This window comes from Nocardioides sp. P5_E3, assembly GCF_054049275.1.
This window is the reverse complement of record NZ_JBFUMR010000024.1, coordinates 61,444-78,465: the sequence shown is the minus strand read 5'-3', so window position 1 is coordinate 78,465 and position 17,022 is coordinate 61,444. Positions and strand designations below refer to the sequence as shown.

The window sequence follows — 17,022 nt, the reverse complement described above, 5'->3', positions numbered from 1 at the left end:
GCGTGGTGGGCGGTGCGCGATCAGGCCCGCGCCGTGCCGGTCGCACCGGCTGCGTCCGGTCCCGCCGGGTCGGCGACGCCGCTCGCGCCGGTCGTGCCGGCCGACGGCGCGGGCGGCGTGTCCGCCCCCACCGACCCGGGCGAGGAGCTGGTCGTCGACGTCGCGGGCAAGGTACGTCGCCCCGGGATCGCAGTGCTGCCCGCAGGGGCTCGCGTCGTGGACGCCCTGGAGGCGGCGGGAGGTGCGCGGCGAGGCGTCGACCTCACCGCGCTCAACCTCGCCCGACCCGTCGTCGACGGCGAGCAGATCCTCGTGGGCGTCGCCCCGGCCGCGGGCGTGGCCGGCACGCTCGACTCCCCGGTCCCCGGCGGAGAGGCGCTCGTCAACCTCAACACCGCCGACCAGGCGGCCCTCGACACCCTGCCCGGCGTCGGGCCGGTGACGGCCGACGCGATCCTCGCGTGGCGCGACAGCAACGGCGGCTTCACGTCCGTCGACGAGCTGCTGGAGGTCGACGGCATCGGGGAGGCCACCCTCGCCGACCTCGCGCCGCTCGTCACCCTCTGACCGACCGTGCCCGACCTGCGTGCGGTCGCCCTCGGCGTGGGCGCGTGGGCGGGCGCGCTCCTGGTGCTCGTCGCGCCAGGGTGGCTGGCCCTCGCAGCGGTCGCGCTGGTGGTGGCCGTCGTCGGGACCGGTGTGGTGCGCCGGTGGTGGTCCCTCGGGTGGCTCGGTCCGCTCGCGGCCTTCGTGGCGGTCGCCGGGGTCGCCTGCCTGCAGCACGTCCTGCTGACGACGTCGCCCCTCGCCGCGCTGGCCGACGAGGGTGCCGTCGTGCGGGTCGAGCTCGAGCTGACGTCGGACGTGCGGGTGGTGGCGGGGCACTACGGCGACCTCCAGGTCGTCCGGGCCGTGGTCGCCCGCCTCGAGGGGCGGGGGAGTGCCTGGACGCTCGACGCGCCCGTCGTGGTGATGGCCGGTGCCGACTGGCCGCGGCTGCCGTTGGGCACCCGGCTGGAGACAGCGGCCCGGCTCGTCCCCGGCGACGGAGACGTCGCCGCGCTGGTGCGCCCGACCGGCGAGCCGCGCGTCGTGGCCGAGCCCGACGTGTGGTGGGACGCCGCGGCAGGCGTACGACGCTCCGTGCGCGCCGCGGTCGCGGGACGGGACGCCGACGCGCGTGAGCTGGTCCCGGCTCTGGTGGTCGGGGACGACGGTGGGCTCGATCCCGACCTCGCCGACGACTTCCGGACTACCGGGCTGACCCACCTGCTGGCGGTGAGCGGGACCAACCTGACGCTGGTGGTGGGGTTCCTGCTCGTGCTCGGCCGGTGGGCCGGGGTGCGCGGTCCCTGGCTCTACGCGCTGGGTGTGCTCGGCATCTGCGGCTTCGTGCTGACCGCGCGGGCGGAGCCCAGCGTCGTACGTGCGGCCGCGATGGGTGCCGTGGCGCTGGTCGGGATGGGGCGCAACGGACGGTCCCGCGGAGTCCGGGGCCTGGGGGTGGCGGTGCTCGGCCTGCTGCTGGTCTGGCCGCGGCTCGCCGTGACGGCGGGGTTCGCGCTGTCCGCGCTCGCGACCGCCGGGATCCTCCTGCTGGCGCCGGTCTGGCGCGACGCGCTGATGAGGTGGACCCCGCGGTGGGTCGCCGAGGCGGTGTCGGTGCCGCTGGCCGCGCAGGTGGCCTGCACGCCCGTGGTGGCGGCGATCTCGGGCCAGGTCAGCCTCGTCGCGGTGGGTGCCAACCTGCTCGCCGCACCGGCCGTCGCGCCGGCGACCGTGCTCGGGCTCTCCGGCGGGCTGCTCGGCCTGCTGTGGAGCCCGCTCGGCATCGCTGTCGCGACCCCGGCGGCGTGGTCGGCAGGATGGATCATCGCCGTCGCCCGCTGGGGCGCGGACGTCCCGACGGCAGCGGTCGACTGGGGCACCGGACCGGTGCCGCTCGTGCTGCTCACGGGACTGTGCCTGCTCGCGGTGCCCCTCGCCCCGCGGCTGCTCGGCCGTCCGGCCACGACGCTGGCCTGCACCGGCCTCCTCGTCGTGGTGATGCTGGTCCGGCCCCCGACCCCCGGCTGGCCGCCGCGCGGCTGGGTGCTGGCGATGTGCGACGTCGGCCAGGGCGACGCACTCGTCCTGCGCGCCGGTCCCGGGTCGGCGGTGGTCGTCGACGCCGGACCCCAGCCCGCACCGACCGACGCCTGCCTCGACCGCCTCGAGGTCACCGCCGTGCCGCTCCTCGTGCTCACGCACTTCCACGCCGACCACGTCGGCGGGGTGGTGGGTGTGCTGGAGGGTCGCGAGGTGGGGGAGGTCGAGGGCACGGCGCTGCTCGACCCGCCGGAGGGAGCCGGCGCCGCGGCGCGCGCGGTCGGCCGCGACCCGGCCCCGGCGGCGTACGGCCTCACACGTCGGGTCGGCGAGGTGACGCTGCAGACGGTGTGGCCCCGTCCCGGTGCCCGCCCGGGCGACCCCGCGGAGAGCGCGCCCAACAACGCCAGCGTCGTCCTCGTCGCCGAGGTGGGAGGGGTGCGGGTCCTGCTGACCGGGGACGTCGAGCCGTCGGCGCAGGCCGCGCTGGCCCGCGACCTGGTGGGCCTGCACGTGGACGTGCTCAAGGTGCCGCACCACGGCAGCCGCCACCAGGACCTCGACTGGCTCACCTCGCTCGGCGCGCGTCTGGCGCTGGTGTCGGTGGGGGAGGACAACGACTACGGGCACCCCGCCCCCGACCTCGTGGCCGCCCTCGATGCTGCCGGCGCGAGCGTGTGGCGCACCGACGTCTCCGGCGACGTGGTCGTGGTGGTCCGGGACGGCGAGCTCGGTGTCGTCGCCCGTGGATAGGGTGGGGCGCACCATGGCTCGCACCCCCTCCGCCGCACAGGTCCTCGGCCACGTCGTCCTCGTGACGGGCAAGGAGGAGTACCTCTCCGCCCGGACCGTTGCGTCGGTGCGCGAGGCCGTCCGGGCCCATGACGCGGAGGCGGAGATGGCCGAGTCGACGGCCTCCGACCTGACCCTGGCCTCGCTCGGCGAGATGTCGGCGCCGTCGCTCTTCTCCTCCATCCGGTGCGTCGTCGTGCGCGGGTTGGAGGACCTGCCCGACGAGTCCGTCGACGGCCTGCTCGACTACTGCGCGGCCCCCGCCGACGACGTCGCGCTCGTGCTGGTGCACTCCGGCGGGCAGAAGGGGAGCGGCGTGCTCACCAAGCTGCGCAAGCTCTCGCCGGTGACCGAGGTGAAGTCGGAGGAGGTCAAGCCGAGCGAGATGACCGGCTTCCTGACCTCCGAGGTCGCCTCGCACGGCGCGCGGATCGACTCCGACGCCGCCGCCTTCCTCGTGCAGGCCGTCGGCACCGACCTGCGGTCACTCGCCGCCGCGGCCGACCAGCTGACCAACGACTTCCACGGCGAGCAGCTCACGATCGACAAGGTCCAGCGCTACTTCGGTGGCCGCGCCGAGGCGAAGTCGTTCACCGTCGCCGACGCCGCGTTCGCCGGACGTCGCGCCGCGGCCCTCGAGGAGCTTCGCTGGGCGCTCGACTCGGGGACCTCGCCGGTGCTGGTCACCTCGGCGATGGCCGCGTCTGCGCGCAGCCTCGCGCGCTACCTCGGGTCTCCGCGGGGCGCCCGCGACGCCGACCTCGCCCGCGACCTCGGCGTACCCCCGTGGAAGGTGCGCACCGTGCGCGACCAGTCACGCTCGTGGACCTCCGAGGGCATCGCCGCGGCGGTCCGGGCGGTGGCCCACGCGGATGCCGACATCAAGGGCCAGGCGCACGACGCGTCCTACACCCTCGAGCGGCTCGTGCTCACCGTCGCCGGTCTGCGCGACGGGCGCTGAGCCGACCCCGAAATGCACAACACCCGCCACGAGGGCGGGTGTCGCAGGTGAAGGCTCGCGTCAGAGCGAGGCGGCCTTCTTGGCGATCGAGGACTTGCGGTTCGCGGCCTGGTTGCCGTGGATGACGCCCTTCGAGGCGGCCTTGTCGAGCGCCCGCATCGCGTCGCGGCTGGCGGCAACGGCAGCGTCCTTGTCGCCGGTCTCCGACAGCTCGCGGAACTTGCGCACAGCGGTCTTCAGGCGCGACTTAACGGCCTGGTTGCGCTGGCGCGCGTTCTCGTTCTGCTTGTTGCGCTTGATCTGGGACTTGATGTTCGCCACGTGTGAATCCTCGGAGCTAGAACTGGTCTGGAATGGAAGTCTGGTGCTTGTCGGCTGCCTGGCAATCCCTCCACGATCAGCACGGGGAGGGTCGGGTGCCGGACATGCAGTGAGAAACAGTACCGCCACGCGTCGCGGGGGCCCAAATCGCCTGCCGCGATGCCGGGGGGCCGTCCGACGTACGTCGACCAGCGCTCAGCGCCCGGTGCGTCGGGCCACCGCCTCCAGCATCCTCCTCGACTCCCGGACGCGGAAATCGTTGAGCGTGGGCAGGTTGACGTCGACCGCGACCACCGAGCGCACCGCGAGGTGCGCGCCGAACCCGGCGAGGAAGGCCGTGACCGCGTCGTCGCCGACGTCGGCGAGCGATGGGGAGGACGCCACAGACGTGTCGAACCACGGGTCCTCGACGCACTCCAGCCGGGCGAGCAACGGGTCGACCCAGGTGGGTCCGCGTGCGGCCACGCCCCAGTCGACGAACACCACCTCACCCCCCGGGCGGCGCAGCAGGTTGTCGACGCGGATGTCCCAGTGCACGACCTGAGACACGGGTCGGCCGGCGTGCTCGCGCAGGACGGCCGCCCAGTCGTGCGGATCGCTGCGCAGCCACTCCGGCACCGGCGTCGCGGCGGAGGCATCCGCCAGGGTGGCGAGGCTGTCGGCCCACTTCCCGAAGACCTGGGCGACGTCGACGAGGTCCACCGTCGACGCGACGTCCCGCTCCTTCAGCACGACACCCAGGCGGTCGACCGCACGGAGGACCGCGTCGACCTCCGCGGCATCGCCGAAGTCGGGGTGACGCCCGTCGACGTCCTCGATGAGCAGCGCGACCCATGCCCCGTCGTCGTACGCCGCCAGGAGCCGGGCCCAGAGCTCGTGCTGGCCGAGGTGGTCGAGCACGGCGATCTCGCGGCGGAACAGTCCGGGGGTGTCCGGGTTCAGCTCGGCCCCCACCGCCTTGACGAAGGCGCGGGTGCCGTCGGCGCAGGTCAGGCGCGTGGCGCATCCCGGCGACATCCCGCCGACCTGCTCGGCCGTCCGGACGACGGGCGAGCCGAGCCGGTCCTCGACCCACGAGCGGACCGCGGCGGGGACGGCGTCGTAGGTGAGGCGTACGCCGACCGCGCGCGGGCCGGTCACGACCAGCGCCGCCGCTCCGCCAGCCAGTCCCAGCACACCTCGCCCTGCCAGCGCTGGTGGTCGCGGAGGTGCGGCGACGTCGGCGGCACGGGCAGCTCGCACTGGGTGAAGAAGTAGCCGACGTAGAGGGCGAGGTTGATGTCGAGCGCCTCCGGGTCGACGTCGCGCAGCAGCCGGCGCTCGGCGATGACGGCGTCGACGTCGATGCCCTCGCCGCGTGGCCCGATGAGGGCGGCGAAGGAGTCGAACCACGCGGCGCCGACCACCGGCCAGTTCCAGTCGCAGATCAGCGCACGACCGTCCGCATCGATGATCGCGTTGTCGGAGCGGATGTCGGTGTGGACGAGGGTGTCGCCACCCACCACCTCGGCGTAGCGCCGTGCCAGCGCCTCGGCCTCGGCCAGCCGGTCCGCGTCGAGGTCCGTACGCCGCTCGCGCAGGGCCGGCCAGCCCTCGAGGAGCGGGGCGAAGTCCTCGGCCGCCGTGTCGAGGTCCAGCCCCGGCGGGGGCGGGGTCACCACGTCGGCCACGACCTCGAGGGAGTCGAGGAGCGCGTCGAGGTCCTCGACCCGCCACGGCCGGTGCGGCGTGCGGGCGGCGACGTACTCGATGCCGAGCACCACCCAGTCGTCGTCGAGGTGCCACAGCAGCCTCGGGGCCGGCACGCTCGCCGGTAGTGCGGCGAGCTTGCGCGCCTCCTCGCGGTAGGAGTCGGCGAACACCCGCTGGGCCTTGGTCGAGGCCGCCTTGACGAAGTGGCGCGAGCCGTCCTCGCAGACCAGCACGGAGGCGAAGCCGGGGGTGAACCCGCTCGTCTGGGAGATCGCCGAGACGACGGGGGAGCCGCACCTGCGCTCGATCCACGCCCGCAGGTGGGGCGGCAGGAAGGCCCACTCGAGCCGGCGCGCGGTGCGGTCGTGCGGAGCGGGGTAGGGGGCGATCGAGGTGGAACGGGCCATGGGCGCATCCTCCACCACGCCGCCGGCGGTCACGACCGGATATCGGGTGGAGGCGGGAGCGACCGACCCGGGAGACTGGCGCCATGCCTGAGCTCGTCCTGCCGACCGCCACCGTCCGCGAGTCGTTCCTGGAGGCGATGGACGAGTTCGTCGCCGAGGGCGTCGAGGACAGTCAGACGGCCGCGTGGATCGACCACAACGCGCCCGGCTGGAAGGAGCCCGACGCCTTCGCGGCCTTCGTGGAGGCGGTCAGGGCGGACGCGCTCCCCGAGACGCCGCGGCTGGAGTGGCACGTGCCGTGCACGACGCTGTGGTGGGTCGACGGCGAGGACTACCTCGGCCGCATCGCCATCCGCCACGAGCTCAACGACTTCCTCCTCGACGTGGGCGGGCACATCGGGTACGACGTGCGCCCGACCCGGCGGCGCGAGGGCCACGCGACCGCGATGCTGCAGCACGCCCTGCCGTGGGCGCTCGGGCTCGGGATCGACCCTGCCCTGGTCACCTGCGACGACGACAACGTCGGCTCGATCCGCGTGATCGAGGCCGCCGGCGGGGTCCTGGAGGACGTCCGCGGGGTGAAGCGGCGCTACTGGGTGCCGACCGCGTCCTGAGGGTCCTGCTCGGGGTCCTGGACGGGCACCGGCGTACGCCGACTGCGTGTGGCCGCGCCGACGCCGACCACCGCGACCACGAGGCCGACGAGCTGGGTGGGCGACAGCGTCTCGTCGAGCACCAGCCACGCGAGCACGGCCGTGACCGGCGGGCTGAGGAAGAACAGGCTGGCCGCCGCGCCCGAACCGCCGCGCAGCACGAGCAGGGCCAGCAGGACCAGGCCGACGATCGAGTTGACGACCGCCAGGAACAGCACGGAGACGACGGCCCGCGAGGTGTCCGTCACCGGCCAGGCGCCCTCGGTGGTCCAGCCCAGCACGAGCAGCGGGGGAGCGGACACGGCGAACTGCGCCGCAGCCGACCACAGCAGGTCGGGCTGCGCCCCGATCCAGCGCTGGCCGAGGGTGCCGAGGCTGAGGGTCAGCATGCTCAGGCAGCCGACCAGCACGGCGACCGGCCCGCCGGCATGGCCGAGGTCGGCGCCGAGGACGAGCAGCACCCCCACGACGCCGGCGGCGAAGCCCGCGACCTGGAGTGCCGAGACCCGCTCCCCGAGGAGCACGGCCGCCAGCAGGGCGGTCAGGACCGGGCTGAGCGCGTGGAGGAGCGAGGCCAGGGTGGCGCCGAGGCCCAGGTCGAACGCGACGTACATCAGGCCGAACTGGACGGCGTTCATCACGAAGCCGACGGCCGCGACCCGGCCCAGCGTGCCGCGGTCCATCCGGGTCGGCCGCCTCAGCGCGAGGGCCAGGCCGGCGGCGAGGAGGGCCGCGAGGACGAAGCGCCAGCCGAGCACCGTGAACGGCGCCGCGGCGTGGACCGCCGCCGGGCCGGAGATGTAGCCGGACGACCAGATCAGCACGAACGCCGCTGCCGGCACGAGCGGGAGGCTCGATCCGTTCCGCGAGGTCACCGCTGCACGCTAGCGTCCGGACATGGAGGCACCGGAACCGGTCAGGCGGTCGGTGCCGCGCGCCCTCCGACGTGCCTGGCTGGCCGGCCTGGTGCTCCTCGCCATGGGGGTCGTCCTGCCCGGCACCCTGCTCGCGCTCCCGGGCCTGGTCGTGCTGGCGGCGGCGGCCGGCGTGACGGCCGCCCGCGACGACACCCCGCGCGGCTGGCACGCCCTCGCGATGGCCGTGCCCGCCCTGCCGCTCGTGGTGGGTGCCGCGGTGATCGGGTGGATGGCGTGGCAGGGGGCCGACCTGCTGATCGCCCCGCTGCTCGTCGTGTACGCCGGACCGGTGCTGGTCGGCTTCTGGACGGTCTTCGCGATCGCGGCCGTGGTGGAGCTCGTCCGTGGGCGTCGGCGCCGGTTCGGTGCGGCAGGTCCCGCGTGGAAGAATGACCCGACCCCGCCGTCGTTCTCCTGAAAGCAGTCCGTGAGCCTCACCAACGCACCGAAGCCAGGCTCGACCGACCCCTCGATCATCCGCAACTTCTGCATCATCGCGCACATCGACCACGGCAAGTCGACGCTGGCCGACCGGATGCTCCAGCTCACCGGGGTCGTCGACGAGCGGGCGTCGCGCGCGCAGTACCTCGACCGGATGGACATCGAGCGCGAGCGCGGCATCACGATCAAGTCGCAGGCCGTGCGGATGCCGTGGACCGTCCCGGTCGGCAACTCCGAGGACGCCGAGCCCGGCACCTACATCCTCAACATGATCGACACCCCCGGCCACGTCGACTTCACCTACGAGGTGTCCCGCTCGCTCGAGGCGTGCGAGGCGGCGGTCCTGCTGGTCGACGCCGCCCAGGGCATCGAGGCGCAGACGCTCGCGAACCTCTACCTCGCGATGGGCGCCGACCTCCACATCATCCCGGTGCTCAACAAGATCGACCTCCCGAGCGCCAACGTCGAGAAGTACGCCGCCGAGCTCGCCGGCCTGGTCGGCTGCGAGCCGGAGGAGGTGCTCCTCACCAGCGCCAAGACCGGCGTGGGCGTCGAGGCGCTCCTCAACGAGATCGTGAAGCAGACCCCGCCGCCGGTGGGCGACGCGGACGCCCCGGCCCGCGCGCTGATCTTCGACTCGGTCTACGACACCTACCGCGGCGTGGTGACCTACGTCCGCGTGGTCGACGGCAAGCTCAGCCACCGCGACCGGATCAAGATGATGTCGACCAACGCCGTGCACGAGATGCTCGAGGTCGGTGTGATCAGCCCCGAGCCCGTCAAGGCCGGGGAGATCGGCGTCGGCGAGGTCGGCTACCTGATCACCGGCGTGAAGGACGTGCGCCAGTCGCGCGTGGGTGACACGGTCACCTCGCAGCACCACGGCGCCACGGAGTCGCTCGGGGGCTACAAGCACCCGAACCCGATGGTCTACGCCGGGCTCTACCCGATCGACGGCGACGACTACCCGACGCTGCGCGACGCGCTCGAGAAGCTGCAGCTCAACGACGCGGCGCTGACCTACGAGCCCGAGACCTCCGGCGCGCTCGGCTTCGGCTTCCGCTGCGGCTTCCTCGGCCTGCTCCACATGGAGATCACCCGCGACCGGCTCGAGCGCGAGTTCACCCTCGACCTGATCTCGACCGCGCCCAACGTGGTCTACGAGGTCCTCCTCGACGACGGCACCGAGGTCGAGGTGACCAACCCGAGCGAGTACCCCGACGGCAAGGTCGCCGAGGTCCGCGAGCCCGTCGTGAAGGCGACGATCCTCGCGCCGTCCGACTACATCGGCACGATCATGGAGCTGTGCCAGCTCAAGCGCGGCAACCTGCAGGGGATGGACTACCTGTCGGAGGACCGCGTCGAGATGCGCTACACGCTGCCGATGGGCGAGATCGTCTTCGACTTCTTCGACCAGCTGAAGTCGCGCACCAAGGGCTACGCCTCGCTCGACTACGAGCGCTCCGGCGAGCAGGCCGCCGACCTGGTCAAGGTCGACATCCTGCTCCAGGGCGAGCCGGTCGACGCGTTCAGCGCGATCGTGCACCGCGACGCGGCCTACTCCTACGGCGTGATGATGGCCGGCAAGCTCAAGGACCTGATCCCGCGCCAGCAGTTCGAGGTGCCGATCCAGGCCGCCATCGGCGCGCGCGTCATCGCCCGCGAGACCATCCGCGCCATCCGCAAGGACGTGCTGGCCAAGTGCTACGGCGGCGACATCAGCCGCAAGCGCAAGCTGCTCGAGAAGCAGAAGGCCGGCAAGAAGCGGATGAAGAACATCGGATCCGTCGAGGTGCCGCCGGAGGCCTTCGTCGCCGCGCTCGCCACCACGCAGCCCACGGAGAAGACCGGCAAGAAGTGAGCCGGGTCGTCCGCAGCGACGAGGTCACGCCGCAGGCCTGGGCCAACGGCGGTGGTACGACGCGCGAGCTGGCGGTCGCCGACGACGGCGCGTGGCGCATCAGCCTGGCCGACATCGACAGCGACGGGCCGTTCTCGACGTTCCCCGGCCGGCATCGTCTGCTGACCCTCGTCGAGGGACCGGTGCTCGACCTGGAGGTGGACGGCGACGCGAACGTCGTCGAGCCGCAGCGCCCGTTCGCCTTCTCCGGAGACGCGGCCGCCGTGGCGTCGGTGCCGGAGGGTCCCGTGCGGGTGCTCAACGTGGTCGTCGACCCGACCCTCGTCCACCCCTTCGTCACCGTCCTGGAGCTGGGGCGGTCCTCGACCCTCCCGGTGGCCGCGGACCAGGCGGCGTACGTCGTCTCGGGCGGCCGCGACGGGCTCGCGACGGGCACGCTCGTGGTCGGACCCGGCGAGGTCGCGGGTCGCTGCACGGTCGCGGTCGTCACCCTCGAGCGGTCCTGACTGCGGGTCCGCGCGGCGTCGGGCAGAGTGGTCGGATGGCTGCTTGGCAGGACGTCGAGGAGATCGCCCTCGGGCTGGCCGGCGCCCGGCCGGCGCTCTCGCACGGCGGCGACCCCACCATCGAGGTCGGCCGGCACCCGTTCGCCCGGCTGAGGTGGGACGACGAGGGACGGGAGCTGCTCCAGTTCTGGTCGCTCGACCTCGACTCGGAGGCGGCCCTCGCCGACCGGGGCGACACGTTCGTGCGGGTGGACACCTTCAAGGTCAAGGTGTCGGTCTGGGCGCGCCTCGACCTGCTCGACCGGACCGAGCTGACGGAGGTCCTCACCGACTCGTGGAAGGCTCGGCGGGGAGTGCGCGGGTAGGTCAGGCTGCGGGTGCCCAGCGCGGGTCGCGCCCGAGCCGGGCGAGCAACCGGTCGGTCACCGAGGCGTCGTCGCCGACCTCGACGGCGTCGGCGCACACGCCCTCCGAGTGCAGGGCCGCGCCCCAGCCGTCCGCGGTGGCGTGCAGGTCGGCGGCCTCGGCGTCGCTGACCGACCACTCCTGACCGGTGGCCCGGGCGACGTCGGAGCCGTGCACCACGAGGTCCCAGCCGTAGAAGTCGGCGACGGTCGCGGCGATCGTCGTACGGCCGAAGTAGCCGTCGTACTCCCGCGCGGCCACGCCGTCGGCCTCCAGCACCGACGTGACGTGCGCGCGCTGGGCCCGCCACGCGGCCGCCGGGTCGGCGAGGTCCGGCTGCGGGCCGGCGTCGAGGCCCTGCGTGCCGAGGAAGTCACGCTGGGTCTGGAGCACGTGGCCGACGACGTCGCGGGCGCTCCAGCCGTCGCACGGGGAGGGTGCGTCCCAGTCGTCGCCCGAGACGTCGACCGCGTCCACCACCTGGGTGAAGCGGTCGGCGCGCTGGTGGAAGAGGGAGAGGTAGTGGTCGGTGCCGGGGGTCGTCGTCTGCGTCATGCGACCACTCTCGTCGCTGCGGTGTCGGAGGCGATTGTGATAATCCGACACATGACCAGCCGGACCGGGGCAGACGGCCCGCACCCGGTGGACCCGATCGACCGGGCCCACCTGACGGGCGTGAGCCGACCCTCCCCGCCGATCCACCGCTACGGCCCCAGCGAGCGCCTCGTCGACCTGGTCGAGCGCTACTGGATCCCCGTGTGGTCGCTGGCCGAGCCGTCGACCCAGTCCACGCTCCAGCACCCGGTCTGCCTGGTGGTCGTCAGCAACACCTACGCCCGGTTCTACGGCGTCAGCCGGGGCCGCTCGAGCGTCACGCTGGAGGGCGACGGCTGGGCGGTCGGCACGATGCTCAGCCCGGCGGCGGGCCGCCTGGTCCTCGGACGGTCGGTCGCCGAGGTCACCGACACGTGGGTCGAGCTGGGCGACCTCCTCCCCGACCCGACCGTCGTCGAGGGCGTGCGCGCTGCGATGGAGCACGACCCGCACGACCCCGCCGCCCACCTCGCGGCGGTCGCCCACGTCGAGTCGTGGTTGGCGACCCACCTGCCGGTCGACGAGTCCGGGCTCCTGGTCAACCGTCTGGTCGCATGGCTGGGCGACCACCCGGAGGTCACCCGGGTCGACGACCTGGCGCGCGAGGCGGGGCTGTCCGAGCGCAGCCTCCAGCGCCTGGTGGAGCAGCGCATCGGGCTGAGCCCGAAGTGGCTCCTGCAGCGACGCCGGCTGCACGACGCGGTCGAGGCGCTGAAGGCCGGCCGCGGCAGCCTCGCAGAGGTGGCCGCCGACCTGGGCTATGCCGACCAGGCCCACTTCACCCACGACTTCCGCACGGTCACCGGCATGACGCCGGGGGAGTACCTCAAGGACCAGCCCAGGGACCGACCCGTCAGGTCGCCTCGCGGCTGAGCGTCACCTCGGTGACGGTGATGCCGAGCGCGGACTCGAGGGCGGCGACGGGCTCGTCGAGCTCGGCCTTGCGCGGCCGCCTCGTCCGCGCGAACCAGGTGACCTCGAGCGGTCGGCGCCTCGCGGTGCCGGCGGCCCGCCAGAAGCCGGTGATCCGCCCGTCCACGAGCAGCGGCGGGAGCAGCATCCCGTTCGACTCGTTCCACAGCCGCCGGTGGTGCTCGGACGTCGCGAACCGGTCGCGGGCCTTGGAGTCGTAGCCGCACAGCAGGGCGTCGAACTCGGACAGCAGGCGCACGCCCGGCAGGTCCCGCGGGGGCGGGGCGTCCGGCAGGTCGACGTACGCCCTGCCGTCCGGTCCGTCGTGCTCGACGGCGTCCAGGCCCGCCAGCCCCTCCTCGACGGCCTTGAGCGGGACCCCGGCCCACCACGCGACGTCCTGCCGCGACGAGGGCCCGTGGGCGCGCAGGTGGAGGCGTACGACGTCGGCCAGCGTGACCGGTCCGGTGCGGTCGAACGTCCCGTAGACCGGCTTGCCCTGACCCTCCCAGCGGTCGCCCGAGGCCGGCCGGCGGACCAGCGCGCCGTGGGCGAAGCCGAGGTAGCGGCCCGGGCCGGCGGCCGCTGCCTCGAGGGAGGCGGGGGCGTGGCGGCCGAGCCACTCGTCGACGTGGGCGCGGAGCTCGTCGGGGGTGCGCCACTCGCGGGCGTAGGCCTCGATGGAGACCCACAGGTCGGCGATCTGCGCGTCACTGATGCCCAGCACCCTGGCCCAACGCTGGTGCTGCCCGACGCGGGTGGCCTCGGCGAGCACGGTGTAGGCCTCGGGGGTCGCGGTGTGGACGGTGCCGCGGATCGTGCTGCCGCGCACGATCTCGCCGGCGTCGTAGGCCGCCGTGATCTCGGCGTGGGTCACGCCGGGGAAGCGTGCGCCCAGACCGATGAACGCCGACCGAGCGGTCTGGGTCTGCAGGTCGCCGATCGCGCGCACCCGCTCCGCCACCGTGCCCGGGTCGTCGGGGAACTGCCGGGCCAGCGACGCGGCGGCCAGGTCGTCCCAGCTCATGGCCGTCACCCTAGGGGCGCCGGCGGGCCGGTGCTACCGGGCCGGAGCCGGGAAGCCGCCGGCCCGGAGCAGCGCTCCGGGGAGGCGCTTGGCCAGCCGCTCCTCCAGCCAGGCGGTGGTGGCCGTGGTGGTCGCGAGGTCCAGGCCGGTGCTGACGCCCATCCGGTCGAAGAGGTAGACGAGGTCCTCGGTGGCGACGTTGCCCGTGGCGTTGGGGGCGAACGGGCAGCCGCCGGTGCCGCCGATGCTGGCGTCGAGGGTGTGGACGCCAGCGGCGTGGGCCGCCACGGCGTTGGCCACACCGGTGTGCCGGGTGTCGTGGAGGTGCAGGCGCAGCGGCACGTCGGTGCCGGCGACCTCGGCGGCCAGGGCCAGCCGGGACGAGACCTGGCTCGGCACCGCCACGCCGATGGTGTCGGCGAGCGCCAGCTCGTCGGGTCCGGCGTCGGCGACGCGGCCGAGGACGTCGCGCAGCCGCTCGTCGGGGACCTCGCCCTCGAACGGGCAGCCGAACGCCGCGCCGACGGTGACCGTCGTGAGCACGCCGGACTCGCGGGCCCGCGCGACGAGAGAGGCCGCCTGCCGGCAGGCCTCCTCGGTGGTGACGCCCTGGTTGCGCAGGCAGAACGTGTCGGTCGCGACGACCACGACGTCGACCTCGTGCACCCCGGCCGCCAGGGCGCGGTCGAGGCCGCGGTCGTTCATCACGAGGCCGGCATAGCTGACCCCGTCGGGCCGCGGAAGGGCGGCCATCACCTCGTCGGCGTCGGCCATCTGTGGCACGCGGGCGGGGTTGACGAAGCTGGTCACCTCGATGCGCCGGGCGCCGGCCCGCACCGCACGCTCCACGAGCTCGACCTTGTCGGCGGTCGACAGCAGGGCGCTCTCGTTCTGCAGCCCGTCGCGGGGGGCCATCTCGACGATGCTCACCGCGTCGTTCGGCGTCACCGGCCGCCACCTCGGGAGGCGGTGGCGAGGTAGGCCAGGGCGGTCGCCTCGTCCACCACCTCGGCGTACTTGGCCCCCAGGTCGCGGAGGTTGGACTCGTGCGGCTCGGGTGCCCGGTCACCGACGGCGTCCGCGACGACCAGCGGGACGAACCCGTGCTGGATCGCGTCGACCGCGGTGGCCCGGATGCACCCGCTGGTGCTGACCCCGACGACGACGACCGTGTCGACGCCGCTCGCGTGCAGGGTGGAGGCGAGCGAGGTGCCGAAGAAGGCGCTGGCGTACTGCTTGACGACCACCAGCTCGTCGCCCGTTGGGGCGACGGGGGGCATCAGCTCGCCCATGGGTCCGTCGCCGACCAGCGCCTGCAGTGCCGGGACCTTGCGGAAGAACACCCCGCCGTCGGCGCCGCCGGCGCTGTAGCGCACGCGGCTGTGCACCACGGGCACGCCGTGCTGCCGGGCGGCCGCCAGCACCCGCGCCGCGGAGTGCAGGCAGTCGTCGGCGGGCAGGCACAGCGCGCTGGCGGGATCGAAGTAGGCCCGCATCATGTCGACGGCCAGGACCGCGGGTGAGTGGCCCGGTCGCAGCGAGCCACCGAAGGGTTCGTCAGCCACGCCGGGTCACCGGGGGACCGGGGGTCGCGGGGCGGGCAGGCCGGTCTCCTCGAGGGCACGCTCCAGGATCGTCTCCAGCGGCGGGCCCATGTCGAAGGTCGGCAGCGGGTGGGGCCGGTCGGCGTCCAGCGTGCTCCGCAGCGTCTCCGTCGCGGACACGTCGACGGCGCCGGACTCGTCGCACACCACGCCGTAGCGACGCGCGCCGTCGGCGGTCACCAGGCCGCGTCGGACCTCGAGCCCGACCAGGTCGGGCTCTCGGGCGAGCGGGTCGCCCCACCCGCCCCCGCCCCAGGTGACGAAGTGCAGCAGGTCGCCGCGCTCCACGGGCACGTCGTGGACCTTGCTGCCCAGGACCTCCGTGGTGCCGTCGGCACGCTCGAGCCACTTGCGGCCGCGCGCGCCGGGCTCGCCGCCGTTGACGCCCCAGGGGTAGGTGAGCCACCGGTCGTCGTGGATGGCGATGGTGCCGGCCTCGAGGAAGCGGTAGGCCACGTCGACCCCGTTGCCGCCGCGGTGCAGCCCCGCACCTCCCGTGTCGGCCACGGTCTCCCAGCGCTCGATGCGCAGCGGGTAGTAGGACTCGAGGTACTCGCACGGGATGTTGACGAACGAGGGCCACAGGGAGTGGCCGTCCGGCCCGTCGCCGATCGGGCGGCCGGGGATGCCGCCGAAGCCGATGGAGTAGAGCTGGAACCACTCGTTCTTGCGGTCGCCCTCGCCGTAGGTGCCGGAGTACATGAAGTGCGGGGACGAGGAGAAGCCGGCGGCGTTCAGCAGGTCCGGGTTGGTCTGGCCCAGCAGGCCGCCGAAGAGGTCGAACACGCGACCGATGCCGTGGTTGCGCGCGTTCAGCGCCGCGGGGTACTGCGGCTTCCAGAACGAGTCGTCCGGGATCTCCACGTCGACGAGGGGGTAGAAGCCGTCGTTCCAGAGGATCTGCGGGTCGGCCACGGTGATCATGTAGATCCCGAAGAACATCCGGACGAGGTTCTCGTTGATGTAGTAGTTGATCGGCCCTTGGGCCTGTGGGCTGCTGCCGGTGAAGTCGAGCAGCACCTTGTCGCCGGTGCGGGTGAGGCTCAGCTTGAGCTCGTACGGCCCGTAGCCGAGGCCGTCGTCGCAGATGTAGTCGGTGAAGGACAGCGTCCGGCCCTCCTCGAACACCATGGCCAGGAGCGTCTTCATGGCCCGGTAGTTGCGGTCGAGGAGCGCCTCCAGCGCCGAGTTGTAGGTGTCGACGCCGAAGCGGGCGCACAGCTCCTGCACCCGGCGGGCGGCGGTCCGGCAGGCGGCCACGATCCCGTTGAGGTCGGCGCGGTTCCAGTCGGGCTTGCGGACCTGGTTGAGGATGATCCGCAGCGCGTCGTCGTCGAGGACGCCCTTCTTGTAGAGCCGGAAGGGCGGGATGACGACGCCCTCCTCGAAGATCGTGCGCGCGTCGGTCGGCATCGACGCGGGCGTCTTGCCGCCGACGTCCGACATGTGCCCGAACATCGACGACCAGCCGACGATGCGGCCGTCGAAGAAGATCGGCATCACMACCAGCCAGTCGTTGGCGTGGCTGATCGCGGCGCCGCACGAGTAGGGGTCCGACGTCAGCAGGACGTCGCCCTCCTCGATCGTGCCGTCGAAGTTGTCGAGGAAGTCCGGGATGGACAGGCCGAACTGGCCGACCATCATCTTCCCGTCGCGGTTGGCTATCAGGGGGAACTCGTCGTGCTGCTCGCGGATGCCGGGGGAGAGGGCCGTGCGGAACAGCACCTCGTCCATCTCGTAGCGGGCGTTGCGCAGCGCGTTCTCGACGAGGTCGAGGGTCACGAGGTCGACCTCGACCTGCTGCATCGGGGAGGTGTTGGTCTCGATCAGGCGTGCCATGG

General features: G+C 73.4%; 18 protein-coding genes. 9 read left to right on the top strand and 9 right to left on the bottom strand.

Annotated elements, in window-relative coordinates; all coding sequences use genetic code 11:
- From ACXJKB_RS15925 to holA, 3 genes are all read left to right on the top strand, one after another.
- A partial coding sequence (locus ACXJKB_RS15925; RefSeq protein WP_457190026.1) for a helix-hairpin-helix domain-containing protein occupies window positions 1-567 on the top strand: 567 nt, incomplete at its 5' end.
- Window positions 568-573: 6 nt separating this feature from the next.
- Window positions 574-2,841 carry a ComEC/Rec2 family competence protein gene (locus tag ACXJKB_RS15920; RefSeq protein ID WP_457190024.1) on the top strand — a complete coding sequence of 756 codons (2,268 nt, stop codon included), beginning with the start codon at window positions 574-576 and terminating at the stop codon, window positions 2,839-2,841.
- 13 nt (window positions 2,842-2,854) lie between these two features.
- Window positions 2,855-3,841 carry a DNA polymerase III subunit delta gene (gene holA / locus ACXJKB_RS15915; RefSeq protein ID WP_457190022.1) on the top strand — a complete coding sequence of 329 codons (987 nt, stop codon included), beginning with the start codon at window positions 2,855-2,857 and terminating at the stop codon, window positions 3,839-3,841.
- A gap of 60 nt (window positions 3,842-3,901) precedes the next feature.
- On the opposite strand, the gene rpsT is transcribed toward holA, so the two are convergent.
- From rpsT to ACXJKB_RS15900, 3 genes are all read right to left on the bottom strand, one after another.
- On the bottom strand, window positions 3,902-4,162 hold the full coding sequence (gene rpsT, locus ACXJKB_RS15910) for a 30S ribosomal protein S20 (protein ID WP_457190020.1): 261 nt from the start codon (window positions 4,160-4,162) through the stop codon (window positions 3,902-3,904).
- Between the two features lie 195 nt (window positions 4,163-4,357).
- The gene (locus ACXJKB_RS15905) at window positions 4,358-5,338 is read right to left on the bottom strand and encodes a hypothetical protein (protein WP_457190018.1); all 981 of its coding nucleotides are present in this window, start codon (window positions 5,336-5,338) and stop codon (window positions 4,358-4,360) included.
- The gene (locus ACXJKB_RS15900) at window positions 5,299-6,261 is read right to left on the bottom strand and encodes a phosphotransferase family protein (protein WP_457190016.1); all 963 of its coding nucleotides are present in this window, start codon (window positions 6,259-6,261) and stop codon (window positions 5,299-5,301) included. Before ACXJKB_RS15900 ends, ACXJKB_RS15905 begins: the two co-directional genes overlap by 40 nt.
- Window positions 6,262-6,344: 83 nt before the next feature.
- Between ACXJKB_RS15900 and ACXJKB_RS15895 the strand changes: the two genes are divergently transcribed.
- The gene (locus ACXJKB_RS15895) at window positions 6,345-6,875 is read left to right on the top strand and encodes a GNAT family N-acetyltransferase (RefSeq protein ID WP_457190014.1); all 531 of its coding nucleotides are present in this window, start codon (window positions 6,345-6,347) and stop codon (window positions 6,873-6,875) included.
- On the opposite strand, the gene ACXJKB_RS15890 is transcribed toward ACXJKB_RS15895, so the two are convergent.
- Window positions 6,851-7,789 carry a DMT family transporter gene (locus tag ACXJKB_RS15890; RefSeq protein WP_457190012.1) on the bottom strand — a complete coding sequence of 313 codons (939 nt, stop codon included), beginning with the start codon at window positions 7,787-7,789 and terminating at the stop codon, window positions 6,851-6,853. The genes ACXJKB_RS15895 and ACXJKB_RS15890 overlap by 25 nt on opposite strands.
- A gap of 22 nt (window positions 7,790-7,811) precedes the next feature.
- Between ACXJKB_RS15890 and ACXJKB_RS15885 the strand changes: the two genes are divergently transcribed.
- The 4 genes from ACXJKB_RS15885 to ACXJKB_RS15870 are packed head-to-tail and all read left to right on the top strand — an operon-like array spanning window position 7,812 to window position 11,004.
- A complete protein-coding gene (locus ACXJKB_RS15885) occupies window positions 7,812-8,249 on the top strand; it encodes a hypothetical protein (RefSeq protein ID WP_457190010.1) in 438 nt (145 codons plus the stop codon).
- 9 nt (window positions 8,250-8,258) lie between these two features.
- Window positions 8,259-10,133 (top strand): translation elongation factor 4, encoded by a 1,875-nt coding sequence (lepA, locus tag ACXJKB_RS15880; protein WP_457190008.1) that lies wholly within the window; start codon window positions 8,259-8,261, stop codon window positions 10,131-10,133.
- Window positions 10,130-10,639: a HutD/Ves family protein gene (locus tag ACXJKB_RS15875; protein ID WP_457190006.1), complete on the top strand. Its 510-nt coding sequence runs from the start codon at window positions 10,130-10,132 to the stop codon at window positions 10,637-10,639. The genes lepA and ACXJKB_RS15875 overlap by 4 nt, the downstream gene beginning before the upstream one ends.
- 35 nt (window positions 10,640-10,674) lie before the next feature.
- Window positions 10,675-11,004, top strand: a complete 330-nt coding sequence (locus ACXJKB_RS15870; RefSeq protein WP_457190005.1) for a hypothetical protein — start codon at window positions 10,675-10,677, stop codon at window positions 11,002-11,004.
- Between the two features lies 1 nt (window position 11,005).
- On the opposite strand, the gene ACXJKB_RS15865 is transcribed toward ACXJKB_RS15870, so the two are convergent.
- Window positions 11,006-11,599, bottom strand: a complete 594-nt coding sequence (locus ACXJKB_RS15865; protein ID WP_457190003.1) for a TIGR03086 family metal-binding protein — start codon at window positions 11,597-11,599, stop codon at window positions 11,006-11,008.
- Window positions 11,600-11,650: 51 nt separating this feature from the next.
- Between ACXJKB_RS15865 and ACXJKB_RS15860 the strand changes: the two genes are divergently transcribed.
- The gene (locus ACXJKB_RS15860; RefSeq protein WP_457190001.1) at window positions 11,651-12,511 is read left to right on the top strand and encodes a helix-turn-helix domain-containing protein; all 861 of its coding nucleotides are present in this window, start codon (window positions 11,651-11,653) and stop codon (window positions 12,509-12,511) included.
- Here the strand turns inward: ACXJKB_RS15860 and ACXJKB_RS15855 are convergent.
- Genes ACXJKB_RS15855 through ACXJKB_RS15840 form a run of 4 tightly spaced genes read right to left on the bottom strand, consistent with a single transcriptional unit; the run spans window position 12,492 to window position 17,020 of the window.
- Complete coding sequence (locus ACXJKB_RS15855) at window positions 12,492-13,577, bottom strand: winged helix DNA-binding domain-containing protein (RefSeq protein ID WP_457189999.1); 1,086 nt, start codon at window positions 13,575-13,577, stop codon at window positions 12,492-12,494. The genes ACXJKB_RS15860 and ACXJKB_RS15855 overlap by 20 nt on opposite strands.
- Before the next feature lie 33 nt (window positions 13,578-13,610).
- Window positions 13,611-14,525 carry a hydroxymethylglutaryl-CoA lyase gene (locus ACXJKB_RS15850; protein ID WP_457189997.1) on the bottom strand — a complete coding sequence of 305 codons (915 nt, stop codon included), beginning with the start codon at window positions 14,523-14,525 and terminating at the stop codon, window positions 13,611-13,613.
- On the bottom strand, window positions 14,522-15,142 hold the full coding sequence (locus ACXJKB_RS15845) for an isochorismatase family protein (RefSeq protein ID WP_457189995.1): 621 nt from the start codon (window positions 15,140-15,142) through the stop codon (window positions 14,522-14,524). The genes ACXJKB_RS15850 and ACXJKB_RS15845 overlap by 4 nt, the downstream gene beginning before the upstream one ends.
- Window positions 15,143-15,148: 6 nt before the next feature.
- Window positions 15,149-17,020 carry a hydantoinase B/oxoprolinase family protein gene (locus ACXJKB_RS15840; protein WP_457189993.1) on the bottom strand — a complete coding sequence of 624 codons (1,872 nt, stop codon included), beginning with the start codon at window positions 17,018-17,020 and terminating at the stop codon, window positions 15,149-15,151.
- Window positions 17,021-17,022 lie beyond the last annotated feature (2 nt).

Excerpts from the sequence above, each read along its gene's own strand:
- holA (WP_457190022.1), top strand. The coding sequence starts at position 2,855 with ATGGCTCGCACCCCCTCCGCCGCACAGGTCCTCGGCCACGTCGTCCTC.
- ACXJKB_RS15900 (WP_457190016.1), bottom strand. The coding sequence starts at position 6,261 with ATGGCCCGTTCCACCTCGATCGCCCCCTACCCCGCTCCGCACGACCGC.
- ACXJKB_RS15895 (WP_457190014.1), top strand. The coding sequence starts at position 6,345 with ATGCCTGAGCTCGTCCTGCCGACCGCCACCGTCCGCGAGTCGTTCCTG.
- ACXJKB_RS15885 (WP_457190010.1), top strand. The coding sequence starts at position 7,812 with ATGGAGGCACCGGAACCGGTCAGGCGGTCGGTGCCGCGCGCCCTCCGA.
- ACXJKB_RS15870 (WP_457190005.1), top strand. The coding sequence starts at position 10,675 with ATGGCTGCTTGGCAGGACGTCGAGGAGATCGCCCTCGGGCTGGCCGGC.
- ACXJKB_RS15865 (WP_457190003.1), bottom strand. The coding sequence starts at position 11,599 with ATGACGCAGACGACGACCCCCGGCACCGACCACTACCTCTCCCTCTTC.
- ACXJKB_RS15860 (WP_457190001.1), top strand. The coding sequence starts at position 11,651 with ATGACCAGCCGGACCGGGGCAGACGGCCCGCACCCGGTGGACCCGATC.
- ACXJKB_RS15855 (WP_457189999.1), bottom strand. The coding sequence starts at position 13,577 with ATGAGCTGGGACGACCTGGCCGCCGCGTCGCTGGCCCGGCAGTTCCCC.